The 21491-nt window shown below is 69.1% G+C and carries 25 protein-coding genes and 1 tRNA gene; 7 read left to right on the forward strand and 19 right to left on the reverse strand.

The annotated features are described in order from the left end of the window. Positions 1–15: 15 nt before the first annotated feature. Complete coding sequence (locus AC1XX3_RS01625) at positions 16–1575, reverse strand: amidase family protein (protein WP_483319329.1); 1560 nt, start codon at positions 1573–1575, stop codon at positions 16–18. Positions 1576–1845: 270 nt separating this feature from the next. Between AC1XX3_RS01625 and AC1XX3_RS01630 the strand changes: the two genes are divergently transcribed. Continuing rightward, a complete protein-coding gene (locus tag AC1XX3_RS01630; RefSeq protein WP_483319330.1) occupies positions 1846–2871 on the forward strand; it encodes a hydroxyacid dehydrogenase in 1026 nt (341 codons plus the stop codon). 16 nt (positions 2872–2887) lie between these two features. Continuing rightward, the gene (locus tag AC1XX3_RS01635) at positions 2888–3469 is read left to right on the forward strand and encodes a DedA family protein (protein ID WP_483319331.1); all 582 of its coding nucleotides are present in this window, start codon (positions 2888–2890) and stop codon (positions 3467–3469) included. Between the two features lie 171 nt (positions 3470–3640). Here AC1XX3_RS01635 and AC1XX3_RS01640 read toward each other — a convergent pair whose 3' ends face one another. The 5 genes from AC1XX3_RS01640 to AC1XX3_RS01660 all read right to left on the reverse strand — a co-directional run bounded on the left by AC1XX3_RS01640 (position 3641) and on the right by AC1XX3_RS01660 (position 7870). Beyond that, positions 3641–4462, reverse strand: a complete 822-nt coding sequence (locus AC1XX3_RS01640; protein WP_483320193.1) for a carbohydrate ABC transporter permease — start codon at positions 4460–4462, stop codon at positions 3641–3643. 98 nt (positions 4463–4560) lie between these two features. Further along, the gene (locus AC1XX3_RS01645) at positions 4561–5535 is read right to left on the reverse strand and encodes a carbohydrate ABC transporter permease (RefSeq protein WP_483320194.1); all 975 of its coding nucleotides are present in this window, start codon (positions 5533–5535) and stop codon (positions 4561–4563) included. Positions 5536–5697: 162 nt separating this feature from the next. Continuing rightward, the gene (locus tag AC1XX3_RS01650) at positions 5698–7017 is read right to left on the reverse strand and encodes an ABC transporter substrate-binding protein (RefSeq protein ID WP_483319332.1); all 1320 of its coding nucleotides are present in this window, start codon (positions 7015–7017) and stop codon (positions 5698–5700) included. A gap of 180 nt (positions 7018–7197) precedes the next feature. Beyond that, positions 7198–7494: a GroES family chaperonin gene (locus tag AC1XX3_RS01655; protein ID WP_483320195.1), complete on the reverse strand. Its 297-nt coding sequence runs from the start codon at positions 7492–7494 to the stop codon at positions 7198–7200. A gap of 64 nt (positions 7495–7558) precedes the next feature. Beyond that, a complete protein-coding gene (locus AC1XX3_RS01660; protein ID WP_483319333.1) occupies positions 7559–7870 on the reverse strand; it encodes a DUF3618 domain-containing protein in 312 nt (103 codons plus the stop codon). 144 nt (positions 7871–8014) lie between these two features. On the opposite strand from AC1XX3_RS01660, the gene bcp reads away from it, so the two are divergent. Further along, positions 8015–8494, forward strand: coding sequence for a thioredoxin-dependent thiol peroxidase (gene bcp, locus AC1XX3_RS01665; RefSeq protein ID WP_483319334.1), 480 nt, complete (start codon positions 8015–8017; stop codon positions 8492–8494). Between the two features lie 78 nt (positions 8495–8572). Then, a tRNA-Leu gene (locus AC1XX3_RS01670) sits at positions 8573–8654 on the forward strand. Positions 8655–8715: 61 nt separating this feature from the next. Here the strand turns inward: AC1XX3_RS01670 and AC1XX3_RS01675 are convergent. Continuing rightward, positions 8716–9504 carry an SDR family oxidoreductase gene (locus AC1XX3_RS01675; RefSeq protein ID WP_483319335.1) on the reverse strand — a complete coding sequence of 263 codons (789 nt, stop codon included), beginning with the start codon at positions 9502–9504 and terminating at the stop codon, positions 8716–8718. A gap of 69 nt (positions 9505–9573) precedes the next feature. Between AC1XX3_RS01675 and AC1XX3_RS01680 the strand changes: the two genes are divergently transcribed. Beyond that, entirely contained in the window at positions 9574–10449 is an 876-nt protein-coding gene (locus AC1XX3_RS01680) for a sigma-70 family RNA polymerase sigma factor (RefSeq protein WP_483319336.1), read from the forward strand. A 49-nt stretch (positions 10450–10498) separates the two neighbouring features. On the opposite strand, the gene AC1XX3_RS01685 is transcribed toward AC1XX3_RS01680, so the two are convergent. The 11 genes from AC1XX3_RS01685 to clpS form a co-directional block, all read right to left on the reverse strand. Further along, complete coding sequence (locus tag AC1XX3_RS01685) at positions 10499–11005, reverse strand: dihydrofolate reductase (protein WP_483319337.1); 507 nt, start codon at positions 11003–11005, stop codon at positions 10499–10501. Positions 11006–11009: 4 nt separating this feature from the next. Continuing rightward, positions 11010–11804, reverse strand: coding sequence for a thymidylate synthase (locus tag AC1XX3_RS01690; RefSeq protein WP_483319338.1), 795 nt, complete (start codon positions 11802–11804; stop codon positions 11010–11012). Further along, complete coding sequence (rdgB, locus tag AC1XX3_RS01695) at positions 11801–12475, reverse strand: RdgB/HAM1 family non-canonical purine NTP pyrophosphatase (RefSeq protein ID WP_483319339.1); 675 nt, start codon at positions 12473–12475, stop codon at positions 11801–11803. Before rdgB ends, AC1XX3_RS01690 begins: the two co-directional genes overlap by 4 nt. Then, positions 12472–13215: a ribonuclease PH gene (rph, locus tag AC1XX3_RS01700; protein ID WP_483319340.1), complete on the reverse strand. Its 744-nt coding sequence runs from the start codon at positions 13213–13215 to the stop codon at positions 12472–12474. The genes rdgB and rph overlap by 4 nt, the downstream gene beginning before the upstream one ends. A gap of 57 nt (positions 13216–13272) precedes the next feature. Continuing rightward, positions 13273–14067, reverse strand: a complete 795-nt coding sequence (locus tag AC1XX3_RS01705) for an MBL fold metallo-hydrolase (protein WP_483319341.1) — start codon at positions 14065–14067, stop codon at positions 13273–13275. Positions 14068–14096: 29 nt separating this feature from the next. After that, entirely contained in the window at positions 14097–14960 is an 864-nt protein-coding gene (gene murI, locus AC1XX3_RS01710; protein WP_483319342.1) for a glutamate racemase, read from the reverse strand. A gap of 77 nt (positions 14961–15037) precedes the next feature. After that, complete coding sequence (locus AC1XX3_RS01715; RefSeq protein WP_483320196.1) at positions 15038–15985, reverse strand: PLP-dependent cysteine synthase family protein; 948 nt, start codon at positions 15983–15985, stop codon at positions 15038–15040. 16 nt (positions 15986–16001) lie between these two features. Further along, complete coding sequence (locus tag AC1XX3_RS01720) at positions 16002–16274, reverse strand: MoaD/ThiS family protein (RefSeq protein ID WP_483319343.1); 273 nt, start codon at positions 16272–16274, stop codon at positions 16002–16004. Positions 16275–16377: 103 nt separating this feature from the next. After that, the gene (locus AC1XX3_RS01725) at positions 16378–16797 is read right to left on the reverse strand and encodes a M67 family metallopeptidase (protein WP_483319344.1); all 420 of its coding nucleotides are present in this window, start codon (positions 16795–16797) and stop codon (positions 16378–16380) included. Positions 16798–16901: 104 nt separating this feature from the next. Beyond that, the gene (locus AC1XX3_RS01730; protein WP_483319345.1) at positions 16902–17477 is read right to left on the reverse strand and encodes a DUF2017 domain-containing protein; all 576 of its coding nucleotides are present in this window, start codon (positions 17475–17477) and stop codon (positions 16902–16904) included. Positions 17478–17551: 74 nt separating this feature from the next. Then, a complete protein-coding gene (gene clpS / locus AC1XX3_RS01735; RefSeq protein ID WP_483319346.1) occupies positions 17552–17869 on the reverse strand; it encodes an ATP-dependent Clp protease adapter ClpS in 318 nt (105 codons plus the stop codon). Between the two features lie 224 nt (positions 17870–18093). Here clpS and AC1XX3_RS01740 point away from each other — a divergent pair, with 224 nt between their 5' ends. Both AC1XX3_RS01740 and AC1XX3_RS01745 read left to right on the forward strand, forming a co-directional pair. After that, positions 18094–19401: a nicotinate phosphoribosyltransferase gene (locus AC1XX3_RS01740; RefSeq protein WP_483320197.1), complete on the forward strand. Its 1308-nt coding sequence runs from the start codon at positions 18094–18096 to the stop codon at positions 19399–19401. A gap of 9 nt (positions 19402–19410) precedes the next feature. Then, positions 19411–20322: an oxidoreductase gene (locus tag AC1XX3_RS01745; RefSeq protein WP_483319347.1), complete on the forward strand. Its 912-nt coding sequence runs from the start codon at positions 19411–19413 to the stop codon at positions 20320–20322. Here AC1XX3_RS01745 and AC1XX3_RS01750 read toward each other — a convergent pair. Further along, on the reverse strand, positions 20297–21490 hold the full coding sequence (locus AC1XX3_RS01750) for a homogentisate 1,2-dioxygenase (RefSeq protein WP_483319348.1): 1194 nt from the start codon (positions 21488–21490) through the stop codon (positions 20297–20299). The genes AC1XX3_RS01745 and AC1XX3_RS01750 overlap by 26 nt on opposite strands. Position 21491: the final 1 nt, after the last annotated feature.

The following is a 21491-nucleotide window of genomic DNA, read 5'->3' on the forward strand; positions in this document are numbered from 1 at the left end:
GAGGTGTGCGCTTCCTCAGGCACCGACGGCCGTGTAGTCGGCGAACGGCACGGCGTCGGTGAACGCCTGCGCGACCTGCAGCAGCAGGTCGTCGGAGAACATCCGCCCGGTGAGCTGAATGCTGACCGGCAGCCCGTTGCGCTTCTCGCACGGGACGGCCAGCGAGGGGTGGCCGGTGTAGTTGAAGGGCCGAGTGTTCGCCACCGCGTTGTAAGTGACCGATCCGCGGATCGAGGCGTCGAGCGCCGCCAACCGGTCAGGGATCGGCTCGAACTCGGGCGCCTGCCCGACGGTGGTGGGCATCACGAGTACGTCCACCTCGGCGAGCGCCGTGTCGTACGCCCGAACGTAGGCCGGGCGGACGTTCTGCGCCTTGGCGTAGACCCGGCCGGAGTAGTACTGCCGGGCGAAGACGCCGGCCAGATGGGTCATGAACGCCCGGGGGTCCAACAGGTCGCCATGGTGCTGGGTCAGCCGGGTGATGGCCGAGATGGTGGATTCGGGATAGAACGTCTTGGTGAACATCCCGAAGAAGCCGGTCTGACGTAGCGCCAGGGCGCCTTCGGCGGAGAGCGCCTGCTGGGCTGTGCCGACCGAGAGATGCTCGGGCACGGAGACCTTCGACACCACGGCTCCGAGCCCGGCGAGCACCTCGATGGCTGCGTTCACCGAGTCGACCACCTCGGGCGTGGCCCCGCGGAAGCCCTCCTCGACCACCCCGATCCGGACGCCCTGAATGGACTCCCCCAGCTTGCTGGTGGCGTCGTAGTGCTCGGGCACCTCCCGACCCTGCCGCGGATCCAGGCCGTCGTAGCCGGCCGTGGCCTCCAGCGCCAGGGCGCAGTCGGCGACGGTCATGGTCATCGGGCCGGTGTAGTCGATGCTCTGATCCGAGCCGAAGCCGATGCCGAAGTGCGAGACCAGCCCGAAGGTCGGCTTCAGCCCGATCGTGCCGGACCACGACGCCGGGATGCGGATCGAGCCGCCCTGATCGCCGCCGAAGGAGATGTCGACCTCACCCAGCACCAGCGCCACGGCCGAGCCTGAAGACGACCCACCCGTGAGGTGGTCGCGATTGTGCGGGTTGAGCGGCCGGCCGTAGTCGCCGAAGCCGCCCCCGAACCCGAACCCACCGGCGAGGCCGTTCATCACGTTCTTGCCGGTGACCGTGGCGCCCGCCGCCAGCGCCCGGTCGACCACGGTGGCGTCGTAATCAGGGACGAACCCGTCCATCGCGAACGCGCCGAAGGTGAGTGGGATGCCGGCGACGGCTACATGGTCTTTGTAGCTGACCGTCTTGCCGGCCAGCAGTCCGTCCGGCTCGCCCTCGATCCGGCACTTCCACATCCAGGCGTTATGGCTGTCCTCCTCGACGCTGGGCCGATAACCGGGCCCCCGGCTGCCCGGGTAGCGCGGCGGCTCCAGCTCGCGGGGACGCGACTGGACGAAGTCGTCGAAGTCGGCCAGCGTGTCGACGAGGTGGCGGCGGTAGACCGCTGCGTCCTCGGCGGTGAGCGAGACGCCCAACTGCTGGGCGGCGTCCTGTACGGCGGCGACGTCGGGGAGTCGATACATGCAGGCCTCCTGGCTAGGTGATGGCCTGAGCCTCACCTGCTCGGGTTACACCGTCTGTGCTGCATTGTTCTGACCGTGTTAAGCCGGGTCGACCGCTGCACAATCGGTCTCTGACCAGGCAGAACACCGCGAGCGATGCGGAGCAACGCCGCCTCAGCGCCGGCTCAGCGCCGCCGCAGGGCCGGTTGGCGGGCCCGGGCGAGCCCATCCGGGCCCGGCTGGTAGTTTCGACCGGGCCCGGACCGGCGACGCAGCGATACGGAGATGTACGTGCCAGACGACCCGACCCCATTCCGCCCCTCGGTGGCCTTCGCCATGTCCTCCGACCAGCTCCGGGACTCGCTGGTGACCCCATCGACCATGGCGCGGCTCCACCAGGTGGCGGACCTGGCCACCGCAGACGTGCTGACCGAGTTCACCTCCGAGCACGCCCGCGCGGTGCTGGGCCGCGTCGATGCGCTGATCACCGGCTGGGGCTGTCCACGGGTGAGCCCCGACGTCTTGGACGCGGCTCCGCGGCTCCGGCTGCTGGCCCACGCGGCGGGCACTGTCAAGGGACACCTCGACCAGGAGTGCTGGCACCGTGGCATCGCCGTCACCACCGCGGCGCTGGCGAATGCCCGGCCGGTGGCCGACTACACGGTGGCCGCGATCCTGCTGTCCGGCAAGAACGCCTTCACCGCGGCGAACCAGCTGCGAACGGCGGGCTGGGACGCCGCCAAAGCCGCGACCCAGGGTGCCGGCAACCATGGCCTGGTGGTCGGCATCATCGGCGCCTCCAAGATCGGCCGGATGGTGCTGGAGCGCCTCCGCAGCTATTCCTTCCGGGTGCTGCTGGCTGATCCGACCGTGAGCGCTGCCGAGGCCGCGGCGTTGGGGGCCGAGCTGGTCGAGCTGGACGAGCTGATGGCCCGGAGCCGGGTGGTCTCCCTGCACGCACCGATCCTGCCGTCGACCATCGGCATGATCGCCGAGCGCCAGCTGGGCGCGATGCCGGACGGCGCAACGTTCATCAACACCGCCCGTGGAGTGCTGGTCGACCACGACGCGCTCCGTGCCCACACCGCGTCGGGGCGGATCTCAGCGGTGTTGGACGTCACCGACCCGGAGCCGCTGGCGGCCGACGACGTGCTGATGTCGCTGCCGAATGTGATGGTGACCCCCCACATCGCCGGATCCATCGGCAACGAGATCACCCTGATGGCGGACTGGGCCGTGGCCGAGGTGGCACACCTCGCCGCCGGCACCCCGTTCGACCATCCGGTGACCTTGCGTGACTTGGCATCCATGGCCTGAGGCGTAGCGTGGGCTCGTGGATCACCTCCGCGGCCACCTGCTGCTCGCTCTCGCCGTCCTCGTGGGCTCCGCTCTGCCGTTCGTCCCCACCGGCGAGATGGTCAGTGGCTCCGCCGCGGTGGCGGCGCACTCCAAGCTGAACGTGGGCATCATCTTCGTCATCACCTGGATCTTCTCGGTGCTCGGCGACACCGTGATGCTGATGGAGGCCCGGCTCGGAGCCCGCAAGCTGCGGCCGTGGATCGCCCGACGCAAGTTCTCCGGCCGGGTCGACCAGGCGCAGCAAGCGCTGACCCGCAATGCGTTCACGGCCATCGTGACCGGACGGCTGATCCCTGGCGGTCGGACCCCGGTGATCGTGGCACTGGGACTCTCGCGATTCTCCGTCCGCCGGTTCATGCTCATCGACACGGTGGCCTGCGCCCTGTGGGCGGCGATCTACGCCACCATCGGCGCGGTCGGCGGGCGGATCGCCAACCACCCGGTCTGGGCCATGGTGGTCGCTGTGGCCTTTGCGGTCTGCATGGGACTGCTCGTGCAGCAGGTGATCAAGTGGGTCCACTGGCTGCAGGAGCGACGCCAGAGCGCCAAGGTCTAGTCCGGGTCGCAGACCAAGCGCTGACCGGGCGGAACGGGGCGACGGAGCACAGCGGACTGGATCCACAACGGCGCGCATCCGCAGCGGGCTTCGGACATGGAACTGGCCCGGTCGCAGCTGCGACCGGGCCAGGACCGATGAACTCTTCGGCGGACGTGAAGCCAGAACGGACTACTTCACCCCACCGGCGGTCAGACCCGCGACGATGCGCCGCTGGAAGATCAGCACCGCGATCAGCAGCGGGACAGTCACGATCACGCCGGCCGCCATGATGGTCCCGTACGGCGTGTCGAACCCGGTGGTGCCGGTGAACTTGCTGATCGCGACGGTGGCGGTCTGCAGGTTCGGACCGAACCGCAGTGCGATCAGGAACTCGTTCCAGGCGGCGATGAAGGTGATGATCGCCGTCGTGAAGACACCGGGTGCCGCCAGCGGAATGATGATCTTCCGGAAAGCCTGGCCCGGGGTGCAGCCGTCCACCATGGCCGCCTGCTCGAGCTCCACCGGCAGCTGCCGGAAGAACGCTGTCAGGTTCCACACGGCCAACGGCAGTGCGAAGGACAGCGACGGCACAATCAGCGCCTGGTAGGTGTCGATCCAGTCGAACGGGAACCAGGAGTACGACCCGGTGAACATCTTCAGCAGCGGGATCAGCAACGTGATGCCGGGGAACATCGAGCAGGCGATGATGATCGACAACACGATGCCCTTGCCGCGGAAGTTCAACCGAGCCAGGGCATACGAGCAGACGATGCCGATCAGCAGCGTCAGCACGGTGACCGTGCCGGACACCACGACCGAGTTGATCAGGGCTCGGCCGAAGTTGTTGTTCCCCGAGAACACCCCGACGTAGTTCTGCAGCGACGCAGGTGACGGGAGGAACTCGGTGCTCCGGCCCTCGGTGGGCAGCCGGAGCGACGAGACCACCATCCAGTAGAACGGGATGATGCAGTAGATGACGATGAGCGCCATGCCGAGATAGGCAGCCACCATGCCGAGGACGGCCTTGGGCCGCCGCTTCGGCTTGGCCAGGCGCTTGACGTCGTCCTTACCCAGACCGGCCTCCGGCCGGTCCACGACTGCGGAGCTCATCAGTGCTGCCCTCCCGCTGCTTCGACGGCGGCCAGGTCGATCGCTCTGCGGTCGGCACGGCCCTTCTTCTTCTTGCTCGGCGGTGCACTGTCCCCGACCACGTCGGCCCCGAGCAGCTTCACGAACAGGTAGGCCACCAAGACGATGTAGAGGAACAAGATGATCGAGTACGCCGCCGCGGAGCCGTACCGGGTCTGGTCGGCCTCGACGTAGGCGAACATCGTCAACGTCTCGACCGAATACTTGCCGAACCCGACCATGCCGTAGGGCAGGTCGAACATCCTCATCGTGTCGAGGGTCCGGAACAGGACCGCGACGACCAACGTCGGTTTGACCATCGGCAAGGTGATCCGGAAGAACTGCTGGATGGCGCTGGCCCCGTCGACCTTCGCCGCCTCGTACACCTCCGCGGGGATGGTCTGGAGCCCGGCCAGGGTGAGCAGACCGATGAACGGAGCCGTCTTCCAGACGTCGGCGATGACGACGGCCCAGAAGGCCTGCTGACCGTCGGCCAGCCACAGCACCTGGGTTCCGATGATGCGGTTCATGACGCCGTCGGCGTCGAAGATGAGCTTCCACATCAGCGCCGACACGATGGTGGGGATGGCCCACGGGACGAGGATGCCGGCCCGGACGACACCACGGCCCCGGAAGGCCTTGGACATGATCAGCGCCATGGCCACGCCGAGCACCGTCTCGATGACCACGCAGATGACGGTGAACAGGCTGGTGTTGATGAAGGCATTCCAGAACCGGTCCATGGTCCCGTAGTTGCCATTGACCGGGCTTTGGCCTTCGAAGATGGCCGCGAAGTTGCCGAGTCCGACGAACTTCTCGGTGTTGTCGACCAGACCCGTCTGTGGGTCGATGCCGCCGGTGGTGGCGAAGAACGCCTCCCGGATCGACAGCAGGATCGGGATGCCGACGACGACGCCGATGACGAGCAGGGTCGGTGAGATGAGTAGGGCGGCCAGTCGACCCTGGCCGTCGCTGAGTGCGTTCTTCTTCCGCTTTCGCTCGGGAGGCGGTGCCGCTGCCCGCTTCTCCACTGTTGCAGTTGCCACTGCTACCTCCTCGATGCACGATTCCAGCGCAGCCGGTCCGGCTGCGCTGGAATCAGGTGAACGTGCGGATCTTTACTGGGTGAGGGCCTCGAGCTTGGTCTGCAGCCCGTTCAGTGCCTCGTCAGTGCTGATAGTGCCTTGGAGGGCGCCATAGGCGGCATCCTGGATGGCCAGCGTGACGTCACCGTACTTGACCGCCTTGGGGCGGGGCTTGGCCGTCTGGATCGAGGCAAGCAGCGTAGGCAGGTACGGGTATTCCTTGGTCAGCTCGGGATCGGAGTAGAGCGACTCCAGGGTTGGAGCGTTGGAGGTGTTCTGCAGGCGCTTCTTCTGCTCCTCCTCCGAGGCCATGAACTTCATGAACTCGATGGCCGTGCCCTTGTTCTTGGCGAACTTGCTGATGGCGTAGTTGTGACCGCCCAGGCTCGACACGCCCTGACCCGACAGTCCGGGCAGCGGCGCCACCGAGAACTTGCCGACAACATCGGAGGAGCCGTCGTCCTTCTCAGCGAGCGCGTAGATGTAGGGCCAGTTGCGGTGGAAGATCAGCTTGCCGTCCTGGAACGCCTGGCGGCCCTGCTCCTCCTGCCAGGTGATGGCGGCCTTGGGGATGACGCCGTCCTTGAAGGAGTCCACCAGGAAGTTCAGGCCGGTCTTCGCCTCCTCGGAGTTGACGGTCGGCTTGCCGTCCTCCCCCATGATGGAGCCGCCGGCGGAGTCGACGGCCTCGGCGAAGTTCACCGTCAGGCCTTCGTACTTGTTGTACTGGCCGGCGTAGCACTCCAGCTTCTCGTTGCCGGGCATGCCCTTGATCTTCGTGCAGGCGTCCACCATCTCCGCCCAGGTCTTGGGCGGTTCCAGTCCGGCGGCCTTGAGCAGGTCGCTGCGGTAGTAGAGCATTCCGCCGTCAGAGGTGACCGGGAGCGCGTACAGCTTGTTGAAGTACGTCCCGCTGTCGATCGTGGCCGGGAGCATGCCCTCGGTGGAGACCGTTCCGGCCGGCAGCTCGTCGATGTAGCCGTTGGCGGCGAACTCGGCGGTCCAGACGACGTCCACGTTGAGGACGGTGTACTTGTCGGACTTGATCTGGGCGTTCTGGATCATCGCCGCGCGCTGCTGGTCCGCGTTGTCGGGCAGCTCGGTGATGGTGACCTTCTCGTCCGGGTGCTCTGCGTTCCAGGCGTCCACCTCGGTCTGCAGGTAGCCGGAGTTGTCCTTGCCGGTGACGAAGGTGATCGGACCCTTCTGTGAGAAATCAGCAGCCGGTGCCGAGGACTCGTTGCCTCCGGGCGAGGCTGAGTCGCCGCCGCCGCCACAGGCAGCGGCGCCGAGCAGAGCCGTCAAAGATGCTGCGACCACAAAACTGCGGCGCATCGATCGTGCGAAAAACATGTATCCCTCACTTCGTTGTCGAGGACACCGAACTCTTGGTGCCACTCGAGTCACACTAAGGCCGCACGACCACGGTTTGGCAACCGGGGGCAGGCCAACTTCTGCTTTCGTTATAGACCCCTGACCACTGAAAGGGTTCAGTAAGGCACGATCGGCCGCAAAATTTACTGCGGCGCGTCTTCACAGGTAGAGACCGGTATGCCCCTCGGAAAGCCGCTCGGTGGCGACCGCATGGAGGTCCCGCTCGCGGATCAGGACGTAGTCCTTGCCGCGCACCTCGACCTCGGCCCGCTCCTGAGGGTCGAACAGGACCCGGTCGTCGAGCTTCACGCTGCGCACGTTGGCGCCGATGGCGACGACCCGCGCCCAGGCCAGGCGTCGGCCCATGCTCACTGTCGCCGGGATGAGGATGCCGCCGCCACTGCGGCGCTCACCGCTCTCGCCCTCGGTGCTGACCAGCACCCGGTCGTGCAGCATCCGGATGGGAAGCGGGCCGTCGTCTCGGGTCGTCCGGCCGTCTTCGGACCGGGGCTCGGCCACGCTACTTCCGCCGGGCGCTGAGCTTGCGAACGAGCAGGACGAAGGCCACGAAGCCGGCCGCCGCACCGGCGATGATGCCCACCCGGTCCTTGCGCAGCTCGCCGTTGCCGTCGATCACCTGCGCTTTGAGCCGGCTCGTCTCGTCGTTCAGCCGGGACTTGAACTCGCCGATCGTGCGCTGCTTGACCCGGGTCGGGTGCACCTGGTCGATGAGCGACTCGATGGAGAACGTCAGGCGGGCACGTGCCGCGGCCATGTCGTTCTCGATCTGGGCCTGCGTACGTGCCGGCCGCTTAGCTGGGCTGTTTGCCACGGTTCGCTCCTCGAAGATCCGCCCCGGACGGGGAGACGTCTGGTGGAACAGCGTATTGCAGAGCCCTGCGGTCGCGTCCAGCGGTGGCCGCAGCACCGCCGGGGACGGGGCAGCGAACCGGCGCCGACGGCTAGTGTTGCGCCCATGAGTTCTCGTCTCGCCGTGGGCGACCAGGCCCCCGCGTTCACCCTTCTCGACTCCGCGGGCAACCCGGTGTCGCTGTCTGACTTCGCCGGTCAGCGCGTCATCGTCTACTTCTATCCCGCCGCCATGACGCCCGGCTGCACCACCCAGGCCGTCGACTTCACCGCCGCCGTCGACCATCTGTCGGCCGCCGGGCTGCGGGTGCTCGGGATCTCACCGGACTCGGTGGACAAGCTGGCGGCGTTCGCCGCCCGGGAGACGGTGAGCTTCCCCCTGCTGTCGGATCCGGACAAGACCGTCCTGACGGCGTACGCGGCCTTCGGCGAGAAGATGCTCTACGGGAAGCTGGTGCAAGGCGTCATCCGGTCCACCTTCGTGATCGACGTGGACGAGTCGGGGGTCGGCACCGTGGCGCTGGCGCAATACAACGTCAAGGCGACCGGCCACGTGGCCAAGCTGTTGCGCACGCTGGCGGTCTGAGCGGCGCCCGGGCAGCGCTACGATCATTCCGCGCCTCAGCCCGGAGCGATCCGATCTGTGCGGCGCGGTGTCAGTGTCGCCGGAGTGGTGGAATTGGTAGACACGCAGGATTTAGGTTCCTGTGCCTACGGGCGTGAGGGTTCGAGTCCCTTCTCCGGCACGTGATCGAACAAGCCGCGGGGCGGGCTCACGACCATCAGCTGCTGCCGTAGGGGCACCGGTCAGAGCTTGACCCCCGTCTCGGCACACCCCGCGAGATAGCGCACCCAGGTCTGCGTACCACGCAGACTCCCTCCGGCCGCGAGATTGTCGCCAGCACGGTAGGCGCGACCCACGGCACCGGGGATCCGCAGCCGCCCGAAGGGTCGACGTTGGCCACGGAGCTTCAGCAGCGGCCGCACGATCTCCTCGATACCCAGCACCTCCGGACCGGCGAGGTCGGCAACCCGGCCCGCCGGTTCGGCCACGATCAGCTCGGTGAGCGCTCGGGCGACCTCCTCGGCGCTGACCGGCTCGAAGCGCAGCCCACCGGGCGCCGGGACGATCGGCAGCTTTGCCATGGCGCCGACGGTCAGGTGGACGAAGTCATGCACCTGCGCTGCCCGCAGAAGGCTGTACGGCACACCGGAGCGGGTGATGGCCTCCTCCGCTGCCGCCTTCGCACGGAAATAGCCGATCGGCATCCGATCAGCGCCGATCACCGACACCAGCACGAGAAGGCGAAGGTCTGCCGCTCTCGCCGCCCGGGCAAGGTGGTGGGCTGCGACGTCGTCACCCTTGGCGCCCCCGGCGAGATGCACGACTCGCTCGACGTCGCGCAACGCTGCAGCCAGCCCCGAGCCAGTCACGACGTCGCCGAGCACGTGGCTGACACCTGCAGAGTCGACGCCGCCGCTGCGGCTGAGAACCCGCACGGTCTCGCCCTCCGCCCTCAGCATCCGGACGACCCGGCTGCCGATATTGCCCGTGCCACCTGTCACCAGGATCGGCCGACTCCCACGATCGCTCATGTTGTTCTCCTGTCAGATCCGGGGCAGTTCCCCGCTACCTTCTTGACGGACGAGTAAGGAAGATGTGACATGGCCGACCAACGGATCCTGGCGACGCATTTCGCCGCGCAACGTCCGAGGCTCATCGCCGTCGCCCAACAGCTGATCGGCTCGCGGGCGGACGCCGAGGACGTGGTGCAGCACGCCTGGCTGCGATTGACCAGTGTCGACAGCGAACAGCTGGAGAACGTCGATGCCTGGCTGACCACCGTCGTCTCGCGGCTCAGCCTCGACGTGTTGCGGTCGGCGCGACGCACCCGCGAGCGCGCCTGGACCGTCTCCGAATGGTCGACCAGTCCAAGCGCGGACGGCGACCCAGCGGACGAAGTCGAGCGGACAGATCAGATCAGCATCGCCCTGGCCGTGGTGCTCGACGCGCTCTCTCCGGCGGAACGCGTCGCGTTCATGCTCCACGACGTCCTCGGCGTGACCTTCGCCGAGATCGCCCGGCTGACGGGCCGCTCCCCGGACGCAGCGCGGCAGCTCGCTTCCCGGGCGCGTCGACGCGTGCGTCAGAAGCCGTCCGTCGCGCCCCGCGACCCTCGCCGCGAGCGACTCCTGGTTCAGGCCTGGCTCGCGGCGGTCCGCGACGGCGACGTGCAGGCCATCCTGAGACTGCTCGACGACGGCGCTGTGCTGCGCGCCGACTACGGTGGCCGTCGCGACGAGCTGAAGGGCGCCCGCACGATCGCCGAGAACGCGCGATTCGCCGGCCGCCTCGCGCTGCGCTCGATCGCCATCCGCATCGACGGTGATCCCGGAGTAGCGGCGATCGTCGACGGCGAGGTGGTCTCGCTGATGGCCTTCGGGATCAGGGACGACCGGATCGTCAGGCTGGACGTGCTCGCCGACCCCGTCCGGATCGCCCGGATCCAGCACCTGAGCGCGCGGCTTCGAGACGGGTAGCGGCGATCAAGTAGCCGAGGACCGACGATATCCGTGCCGCCGCGATCACTCAGCCGGACGAGACTCCAGCGCGTCGGTCGTACTGCAAGAACGCGAAACCGTCGCGCGGCTCGGCCACGGTCAGCTCCCATTCGGCGTCGTCGATGTCGGGGAAGGTGACGTCTCCCGCGGGCGCGAGGTCGACCTCGGTGACCAGCAGCCGGTCCAGCCGGGACCACGCCTGACGGTAGATCTCTCCCCCGCCGCAGACGAACACCGGCTTGTCGCCGGCCACCTGCGCCGCCAGCTCCAAGGCGGTGTCCACGTCGGCGGCGACCAGCACGCCCTCGACCGCCCAGTCCGGGTCACGGGTGACCACGATGGTGGTCCGGCCGGGCAGCGGGCGTCCGATGGAGTCGTAGGTCTTGCGGCCCATCACCATCACGTGACCCATGGTGACCGCCCGGTAGCGGGCCCAGTCCTCCTTGATCCGCCACGGGATGTCGTTGCCCGCTCCGATCACCTTGTTGGAGCCGACCGCGGCGATGCCGATGAACCTCGGCGGTGACCCACTCACCGGGTCAGACCGCGATCGGGGCTTTGATCCCCGGGTGGGGGTCGTAGGCCTCGATCGAGATGTCGGCCATCGAGAACCCGTCGATGGTGGTGACGGCCGGGTTGAGCACCAGCCTCGGCAGCGGGCGCGGCTCGCGTTGCAGCTGCAGGCGCGCCTGGTCGAGGTGGTTGAGATAGAGGTGGGCGTCCCCGAGCGTGTGCACGAAGTCGCCGACACCCAGCCCACAGACCTGCGCCACCAGATGGGTCAGCAAGGCGTACGAGGCAATGTTGAACGGGACGCCGAGGAAGACGTCGGCCGAGCGCTGGTAGAGCTGGCAGGACAACTTGCCGTCGGCCACGTAGAACTGGAACATGGTGTGGCACGGCGGCAGCGCCATCGCGTCCAGGTCGGCGACGTTCCAGGCGCTGACCAGGTGCCGGCGCGAGTCCGGTGAGGTCCGGATGGCGTCGATCACGGCGGCGATCTGGTCGAGGTGGCTCCCGTCGGGGGTGGGCCAGGAGCGCCACTGATAGCCGTAGATCGGTCCCAGCTCGCCGTGCTCGTCGGCCCACTCGTCCCAGATGGTCACGTTCTGCTCGTGCAGCCACTCGACGTTGGTCGAGCCGCGGAGGAACCAGAGCAGCTCGGCGATCACCGAGCGGGTGTGCACCTTCTTGGTGGTCAACAGCGGGAAGCCGGCCGACAGGTCGAACCGCATCTGGTAGCCGAACGTACTCAGGGTGCCGGTGCCGGTGCGGTCACCCTTGCGGACGCCAGTCGTCAACACGTGGTCCAGCAGGTCGAGATAGGTCTTCACGCGCGTTCCTCCTGCGTCGAGGGGTGCTCGGCCCACCGGGTCAGCTCGTCGAGCAGCACCGGAACGATGGCCCGGACCGCCTGGCCGCGGTGGCTGATCCGATCCTTGTCCGCCGCTGACATCTCTGCCGTGCTGACAGCCTGGCCGTCGGCCACGAACAGCGGGTCGTAGCCGAAGCCATTGTGCCCCCGCGGAGCAGTCAGCAGATGCCCGCTCATCTCGCCGAGACAGACATGCTCAGCCCCGTCCGGCAGCACCAGGGCCATGGCGCAGACGAAGGCCGCGGTCCGCTCGGCCTCGGGTACGTCGTGCAGCTGCCGCAGCAGCAGCTCGTTGTTGGCGTCGTCGTCGGCGTCCGGGCCGGACCACCGCGCGGACCGTACGCCCGGCATGCCGTTCAGCACGTCCACCACCAGGCCGGAGTCGTCGGCCAGGGCCGGCAGACCGGTGGCCGCGACGCAGGCCCGGGCCTTGAGCAGCGCGTTGCCGGCGAAGGAGCGCTCGGTCTCCGCCGGCTCCGGGTAGGGCGTGACGTCGGCCAGGCCGAGGACCTGCACGGGGTCGTCCGGGTCTGCGCTCTGCGCACGGGATCCCGCTTGCGCCTCGGCCACGATCCGGCGCAGCTCCGCCAGCTTCTTGGCGTTGCCGGTGGCCAGGACCACCCGCCTCACGACGAGGCGAGGGCTGCAGCCTGCAGCCGGGTCAGCTCGGCGCAGCCCGCCACGCCGAGGTCGAGCAGCTGGTCCAGCGTGGCCCGGTCGAACGGGACACCCTCGGCGGTGCCCTGCACCTCGATGAAGTCGCCGGTGCCGCTCATCACCACATTCATGTCGGTATCGGCCGACGAGTCCTCGGTGTAGGCCAGGTCCAGCATCGGCACGTTGCCGACCACGCCGACGGAGATGGCGGCCACCGAGTTGGTCAGCGGCTCGCCGGTGAGCAGGTTGCGCTGTCGCAGCCACTCGACGGCGTCGTGCAAGGCGACGTACGCCCCGGTGATGGAGGCGGTCCGGGTGCCGCCGTCGGCCTGCAGCACGTCGCAGTCCAGCACGATGGTGTTCTCGCCGAGCGCCTTGTAGTCGATGATGGCGCGCAGGCTGCGACCGATCAGCCGGCTGATCTCGTGGGTACGCCCGCCGACCCGGCCCTTGATCGACTCGCGGTCGTTGCGGGTGTTGGTGGCTCGGGGCAGCATCGCGTACTCGCTGGTCACCCAGCCGAGACCGGAGCCCTTGCGCCAGCGGGGCACGCCGGGGGTGACGCTGGCCGCGACCAGCACCCGGGTGGAGCCGTACTCGACCAGCACCGAGCCCTCCGCCTGCTCCAGCCAGCCGCGGGTGAAGCGCACCTCGCGCAGCTGGTCGGGAGCGCGTCCGTCGGCTCTGGTCGTGTCGTCTGCAGTTGTGGTCACGGCGTCAACCCTAGTGACCGTCGCCGACATCGCCGAACGACGAGGGTCCCCGAGTCCTCAGCGAGCACCGATCGTCCACTCTCCCCCGGGTTCGGCCAGCATCACCGGCCCGTCGAAGTGCGGCAGCGCCTCGGCCCGGACCACCTCCGGGTCGTGCCACGGCGGGATGTGGGTCAACAGCACGGCACCCACCCCGGCCAGCTGGCCGGCGGCGGCCGCCTGGGAGCCGGTCAGGTGGACGCCGCTCGGGTTGACCTTGGCGTCGGTGTACGCCGACTCGACCAGCAGCAGGTCGGCGCCCTCGGACAGCTCGACCAGGGCGTCGCACGGTCCGGTGTCGCCGGAGTAGACCAGCGAGCCACCACCGGGACCGGTGTCGGTGACCCGGATCGCGTACGCCTCGACCGGATGGGCGACACGGGCCGTGCGCACCTCGAACGGGCCGATCCGCTGGGACGGCTGCCAGGTGTGGTAGTCGAAGTGCTCAGCGATGCCGGGTCCCGCCTCGGGTCGGCCGCCCTCGGGGACGGCGACGTCGTAGGCCCGGGCGAGCCGCTGCGCCGTGCCGGCCGGCCCCCAGAAGGTGGTGTGGGAGAACGGCCGCGGCGAGTAGCGGGCGGTGACGAAGAAGCCGCAGGCGTCCAGGCAGTGGTCGGGGTGCAGGTGGCTCAGCGCCACGGCGTCGACCTCGCTCGGGTCCAGATAGCGGTAGAGCGCACCCACGGCGCCCGGACCCAGGTCGAGCAGCAGGGAGTACGTCCGCCCCTCGAACGCGGCCTGGACCAGATAGCACGATGCTGCTGACTCGGGTCCGGACACCGACCCGCTGCACCCGACGACGGTGAGTTGCATGACGACTTCCTCCTAGGCGATCTGAGCGGTCATCGGGGCCCGCCACCGACCCGTACGGCATCGACCGCGGGGACCCCCGGGACGGCGAACTGTTCGACGCCGGACACCAGCGGACCCATCAGCCGCCGGCCGACGCCCTCGAACGCCTCCGGGCTGCCGGTGGTCAGGAACCGGTGCCGGGCGGCCCGTGGCCGGTCATGGCTCAGTCCGGAGCGGGTCAGCGCGGCGTAGACATCCTTGGCGCACTCGTCGGCGCTGGAGACCAGGCTCACGCCGTCGCCGAGGACGTAGGAGATCACCCCGGTCAGCAGCGGGTAGTGGGTGCAGCCGAGGATCAAGGTGTCGATCCCCTCGGTGCGCAGCGGTGCCAGGTAGTCCTCGGCGCAGGCCAGCAGCTCCGGCCCGCCGGTGATGCCCGCCTCGACGAACGGCACGAAGGGCGGGCAGGCCACGGTCAGCAGGTCGATCTGGGGTGCGGCGGTGAACGCATCGTCATAGGCGCGGGAGGTGGCGGTGGCGGTGGTGCAGATGACCCCCACCTTGCCGGTGCGGGTGGCGGCGGCCGCCCGGCGCGCGGCCGGGAAGATGACCTCGATCACCTCGACGTCATAGCGCTCGCGGGCGTCGCGCAGCACGGCGGCACTGGCGGAGTTGCAGGCGATGACGAGCAGCTTGACCCCCAGCGACACCAGGTGGTCCAGGCACTCCAGGGCGTACTCGCGGACGTCGGGGATCGACTGGTCGCCATACGGGGCGCGGGCGGTGTCGCCGAGATAGATGACGTCCTCGTTGGGCAGCTGGTCCATCACCGCACGGGCGACGGTCAGTCCGCCGAACCCGGAGTCGAAGATCCCGATCGGCGCCTCGGCGTCCCGACTCCTGTGCTGTCCCACGGGGAGCCAGCGTACGCGCCCCGCGGGTAGCCCGGCGCCGCGACACCGCGGTCGGCCGGGTCCGGCGGGGGCGGCGATCAGGCCCAGACCTGGCCGTCCAGGACGTCCTCGGCGGCGTCGATGTCGCTGTCATAGGCGCCGGTGGACAGATACTTCCAGCCCGCGTCGCAGATGATCAAGACGATGTCGGCCCGCTCACCCGCCTTGACGGCCCGGGCCGCCTGAGCCAGTGCGGCGTGCACGATGGCCCCGGACGACAGGCCGGCGAAGATCCCTTCCCGGTCCAGCAGCTCACGGACCCGGCGGATGGCGTCGCGGGAGCCGACGGAGAACCGGGAGGTGACCAGCGACGCGTCGTACAGCTCGGGGACGAAGCCCTCGTCGATATTGCGCAGCCCGTAGACCACCTCCCCGTAGCGGGGCTCGGCGGCGACGATCTTCACCTCGGGCTTGTGCTCGGCGAAGTAGCGACCGATGCCCATCAAGGTGCCGGTGGTGCCGAGACCGGCGACCACGTGGGTCACCTCCGGCAGGTCCGCATGGATCTCGGGACCGGTGCTCAGATAGTGCGCCTCGGCGTTGGCCGGGTTGCCGTACTGGTAGAGCATCACCCAGTCCGGATGCTCGGCGGCCAGCTTCTTGGCCACCGCGACCGCCTCGTTCGACCCGCCAGCAGCCGGCGACGAGACGATCTCCGCGCCCCACATGTGCAGGATCTGGCGGCGCTCCACCGAGGTGTTCTCCGGCATCACACAGATCAGCCGATAGCCGCGCAGCTTGGCGGCCATCGCCAGCGAGATGCCGGTGTTGCCGCTGGTCGGCTCGAGGATCGTCGCTCCGGGCCGCAGCGTCCCGTCCGCCTCGGCGGCGGCGATCATGTTGAGCGCAGCCCGGTCCTTGATCGAGCCGGTCGGGTTCCGGTCCTCCAGCTTGGCCCACAGCCGGACCGAGTCACTCGGCGACAGCGCGGGCAGACCGATCAACGGGGTGTGGCCGACCGAGTCGGCCAGCGAGGCGTACCGCACCATCGGCGGGTGACGCTCAGCCGCCGGCGACGGCGGGCAGCACCACGACGACGTCACCGTCGGCGGTCGGGGCACCCAGGCCACCGGTGAAGCGGACGTCCTCGTCGTTGACGTAGACGTTGACGAAGCGACGCAGACCGTCGGCCTCGACCAGGCGGGCCTTCAGACCGGGGTGGCGGGCCTCGACGTCGTCGATCACCTGCAGCAGGGTGCTGCCGTCGCCTGAGACGACCTTCTCGCCTGCGGTGTAGGTACGCAGGATCGTGGGGATCCTCACTTCGACGGCCATGCTTCTCCTCGGTTCGGTGCGCCGATCCGGCGCAGCGGATGTCAGTCAGTGGTGCCACCCCCGGCGTCGGGGGTCTGTCCGGTCAACCAGGCCCGCGGCCCGGCTATTCCCGGATCTCGATCTCCTCCTCCGTCACCGCACCGTCGAGGATGCGGTAGGACCGGATCTCGACCGGGCCGTCGTCCGAGCCGGTCTCGGCCGTGGAGACGAGGACGTAGTGGGCCTGCGGCTCGGCCGCGTAGGCGATGTCGGTCCGCGACGGATAGGCCTCGGTAGCGGTGTGCGAGTGGTAGATCACGACGATCTCCTCGTCGGCGTCGTCCATCTCCCGATAGAGCCGCAATTGCTCGGTGGGCTCGAACCGGAAGAAGGTCGGCGACCGGTCGGCGTTGGTCATGGCCACGAACCGCACCGGGTCGTCGGAGCCCGCCGGGCCGACGATGACACCGCACGCCTCGTCCGGGTGGTCGGCGCGGGCATGGGCCACCATGGCGTCGAGATGAGCGCGGGAGATCCTCAGCACGGCGCCACAGTAGGTGGGCTGCGCCGCGATTTCGTACCCCCTCTCGGAGTCTGAGACCCGGGCCCGGCCCCGGCCACCGGTCCGCACCGCCACCAGCGCGGCGCTCAGAGTGCGCTGAGCATGGTCTCCTGTGCGAATCCCAGCCAGTCGTAGACACTCAGCATGAACGCCCGCGGATCGTCCTCGGGAAGCTCGGCGAGCTCGTCGGCGGTCTCGGCGTCGGTGATACCCAGCCGGGTGGCCACGGCCAGCCGCACGCTGGTCAGCGTCCGCAGCCAGGCGTCCGCCTCGTCCAGCGGGATCCTGACGTCGCGGGCTCCCTGTCCGGTCTCGGCCAGTCGGGACAGCACAACCTGTGCCTCGGCGATCTTGGTGGCCCGCAGGTCACGCTCGGTGTAGCGGCGGAAGTCCGAAGACCCGGCCGGGTCGTGCGGATAGGCGTTGGGGAAGAGCCGCTGCAGCACCGGGTCCTCCGACGTCTCCGGCTCGTCGGGGTCCACCTGCAGGTCCCGCGCCCACAGCTCGAAGGGGTCACTCGACTCCGGCTGCGTCGCGTACGACGCCGGGTCGCCGTCGGAGACCATCTCGACCAGCTGGGTCACCAGGGAGCTCATCAGCTCGACCTCGTAGCGGTCGAAATGGGTGACGAGCGCCCCACTCTTGCGCTTGAACTTCCTCATCGCACGAACCTACTTTCCCCGTCGGGCGCTCGCGAGTCGGGCGCTCGCGAATCGGGCACTCGCGAATCGGGCACTCACGCGTCCGCCTTGTCCAGCGTGGCCCAGAGCCCGTACTCGTGCATCGCCTTGACGTCGCTCTCCATCTCCTCCCGCGAGCCGCTGGAGACCACCGCCTTGCCGTCCTGGTGGACCTGCATCATCAGCTTCTCGGCCTTGGCCTTCGAGTAGTGGAAATAGCTGGTGAACACGTGGGTGACGTACGACATCAGGTTCACCGGGTCATCCCAGACGATGGTCACCCAGGGCGTCTGCGCCAACGCGTCCTCGACCGGCCGCTCGACGACGGCGGTGCCGCCGGCAGGAGTGACGCTCGGTTCCACAGGTGCTGACATGGCGCCCATTCTTGCAAATCCGGGCGGTGTTCCCCGCCACCGTGTCGCCCCGCCCCGGTCCGGATCGCCGCCGGCCCGACCAGGGCTCGACCGACGAGGACAACGGCCCCGTCGCTAGGCTGTGGCGCGTGACCGAGACCATCTCCGAGAGCGCTACCGCGCCGGTCTGGGGACCCACCGAGGTACCCACCACCGCCTTGCTCACCGACCACTACGAGCTCACCATGCTGCGGGCCGCGTTGCAGGCCGGGACCGCCGAGCGGCACAGCGTCTTCGAGCTGTTCAGCCGCCGGCTGCCGCCGGGTCGCCGCTATGGCGTCGTGGCCGGAGTCGGTCGGGCGCTGCGGGCGCTGCGGCACTTCCGCTTCGACGACGAGTCGCTGCGGTTCCTGGTCGAACGTCGCGTGGTCGACGCCGCAACGGCCGACTGGCTGGCCGACTTCCGCTTCCGCGGCGACATCTGGGGCTATCCCGAGGGTGAGATCTTCTTCCCCGGGTCGCCGTTGGTGGTGGTGGAGAGCAGCTTCGCCGAAGGGGTGCTGCTGGAGACGGTGCTGCTCAGCATCTACAACCACGACTCGGCGATCGCCTCTGCGGCTTCCCGGATGACCGCGATGGCAGGCAGCCGGCCCTGCATCGAGATGGGGTCGCGGCGCACCCAGGAGCTGTCCGCCGTTGCCGCCGCCCGCGCCGCCTACATCGCGGGTTTCGACGCCACCTCGAACCTGGAGGCCGGACGACGCTACGGCGTACCCACCACCGGGACGGCCGCGCACTCGTTCACGCTGCTGCACGGCTCGGAGCGGGAGGCGTTCGCCGCCCAGGTCGCCGCGCTGGGCGAGGACACGACCTTGCTGGTCGACACCTACGACGTGCGCAACGCCGTCGAGCTGGCGGTCGAGCTCACCGGTGGCCGGATCGGCGCCGTCCGGCTGGACTCGGGCGACCTGGCCGCGGTGGCGCAGCAGGTCCGCGACCAGCTGGACTCGCTCGGCGCCACCCAGACCCGGATCATCGTCACCTCCGACCTGGACGAGTGGAACATCGCCGCGCTCTCGGGAGCGCCCGTCGACGGCTACGGCGTCGGCACCGCGCTGGTCACGGGCAGCGGTCACCCGACCTGCGGCTTCGTCTACAAGCTGGTGGCGCGGGCGGACTCCGACGAGCCCGGCGCTCCCCTGGTGCCGGTCGCCAAGAAGAGCACCGACAAGATCTCCATCGGCGGTCGCAAGTTCGCGCTCCGCCGCCTGAGCGGTGGCGTCGCCACGCTGGAGCTGATCGGGGTCGGTGAACCACCCGCCGGGGACCACGATGACCGACCACTGCTGGTGCCGCTGGTCCGCGCCGGTGAGATCGTCGGCGAGGAGCCGCTGGCCGCGGCCCGGGAACGGCACGCCCGCTCGCGCGCCGAGCTGCCGATGGAGGCGCTGAAGATGTCGCGGGGCGAGCCGGTGATCGACACCGTCTACGTCGACCCGGCCCACACCGAGACGGCCAACCCGTTCGCGCGCTCGAACTCCGCGGCCGGATAGCGTCGGGCCATGAGCAGCTGGCGCACCACCGACCTCGCCTCGCAGGCCGGTCGCACCGTGATCGTGACCGGAGCCAACAGCGGCTTGGGTCGCGCCACCACCGCCGCGTTGGCCGGCGCCGGCGCCCGGGTGGTGATGGCGGTCCGCGACCTCGACCGGGGCAACGCCGCCGCGAGCGCGATCGCGGGTCAGGTGGAGGTCCGTCGGCTCGACCTGGCCGACCTCTCCTCGGTCCGGCGATTCGCCGAGAGCATCGCCGACCCGATCGACATCCTGATCAACAACGCCGGCGTGATGGCCGTCCCGCAGGCCCGGACCGCCGACGGCTTCGAGCTGCAGTTCGGCACCAACCATCTGGGCCACTTCGCGCTCACCAACCTGCTGCTGCCCCGGATCTCCGACCGGGTGGTCACCGTGTCGTCCACGATGCACCGGGTCGGGCGGATCGACCTCGACGATCTCAACGGGGAGCACCGGCGGTATTCCCCGTGGCGGGCGTACGGGCAGAGCAAGCTGGCCAACCTGCTCTTCACCCTCGAGCTGCAGCGTCGACTGCAGGCGGCCGGCTCGCCGGTCCGGGCGCTCGCCGCGCACCCTGGCTACGCCGCCACCAACCTGCAGGCGGGCAGCGGGAACCCGGTGCTCGACCGGCTCGCCGGACTGGGCAACAAGGTCATGGCCCAGAGTGCAGAGATGGGTGCGCTGCCGACCCTGTATGCCGCGGTGGCCGACCTGCCCGGCGCGCTCTATGTCGGCCCTGACGGCTTCGCCGAGCAGCGCGGCCACCCGACGTTGGTGGGTCGCTCCGCCGCCGCCAGCGACGTGACGATGGCGAAGCGGCTGTGGAGCGCGTCGGAAGAGCTGACCCAGACGCGATTCCCGACCGGACTGCCGCTCAGGACAGAGCGCGGTGCCAGCTGAGGGCGTACGCGCTGTCGTCGCAGGCCAGACCGCCCTCGCCCAGCTCGAGCGGGCGGAAGGTGTCAACCATGACGGCCAGCTCGTCGAAGAACTCCTTGCCCAGACTCGCCTCCGCGGCCCCCGGCTGCGGACCGTGCGAATGCCCGCCCGGGTGCAGCGACACCGAGCCCTGCTCGATGCCGGAGCCCTTCCGGGCCTCGTAGTCGCCGCCGCAGTAGAACATCACCTCGTCGGAGTCGACGTTGGAGTGGTAGTACGGCACCGGCACGGCGAGCGGGTGGTAGTCGACCTTGCGCGGGACGAAGTTGCAGATCACGAAGTTGGCGCCCTCGAACACCTGGTGCACCGGGGGCGGCTGGTGCACCCGGCCGGTGATCGGCTCGAAGTCGTCCACGTTGAAGGTGTAGGGATACAGACACCCGTCCCAGCCCACCACGTCGAAGGGATGGGTGCTGGCGGTCACCACCGATCCGACGATCCCGCTGGGCCCATGCCCGCGGTGCTTGGTGAAGACCTCGACGTCGCTGCCCTCGACCAGCAGCGGTGCCGTCGGCCCGTGTAGGTCACGCTCACAGTAGGGACTGTGCTCCAGCAGCTGACCGAACCTCGACAGATAGCGCTTCGGCGGGCTCAGATGCGAGTTCGCCTCGATCGCGTACGCCCGCACCTCGCCGTCGGGCAGCCAGCGGTGCACGGTGGAGCGGGGCAGCACCACGTAGTCCCGGTCGGAGAAGGACAGCTCGCCGAACACGGTCTGCACGGTTCCCGAGCCCGACTCGACGTAGACGCACTCGTCGCCGATGGCATTGCGATACAGCGGGGATGACGCCGCACCCACCGCGTAGGAGATCCGGACGTCGCTGTTGCCGAGGACCAGCCGACGGCCGGTGACCAGATCGACCTGGCCCGGGTCCACCGACGCGAACAGCGCGGGCAGCCGCAGGTGCAGCGGCCGCAGCGGATGGTTCGGGGTGGTGGCCAGGTCGGCCAGCTGCCAGACCCGGCTGTCGCTCATCGCCGACGGGATGCCGCGGTGGTAGAGCAGGGACGAGTCGGCGGAGAAGCCCTCCTCCCCCATCAGCTCCTCGGCGTACAGGCTTCCGTTCGGCTGGCGGAACTGGGTGTGCCGTTTCGGCGGAATCTCCCCGACACTGCGGTAGAAGGCCATG

It is taken from the genome of Microlunatus sp. M237 (genome assembly GCF_056896895.1).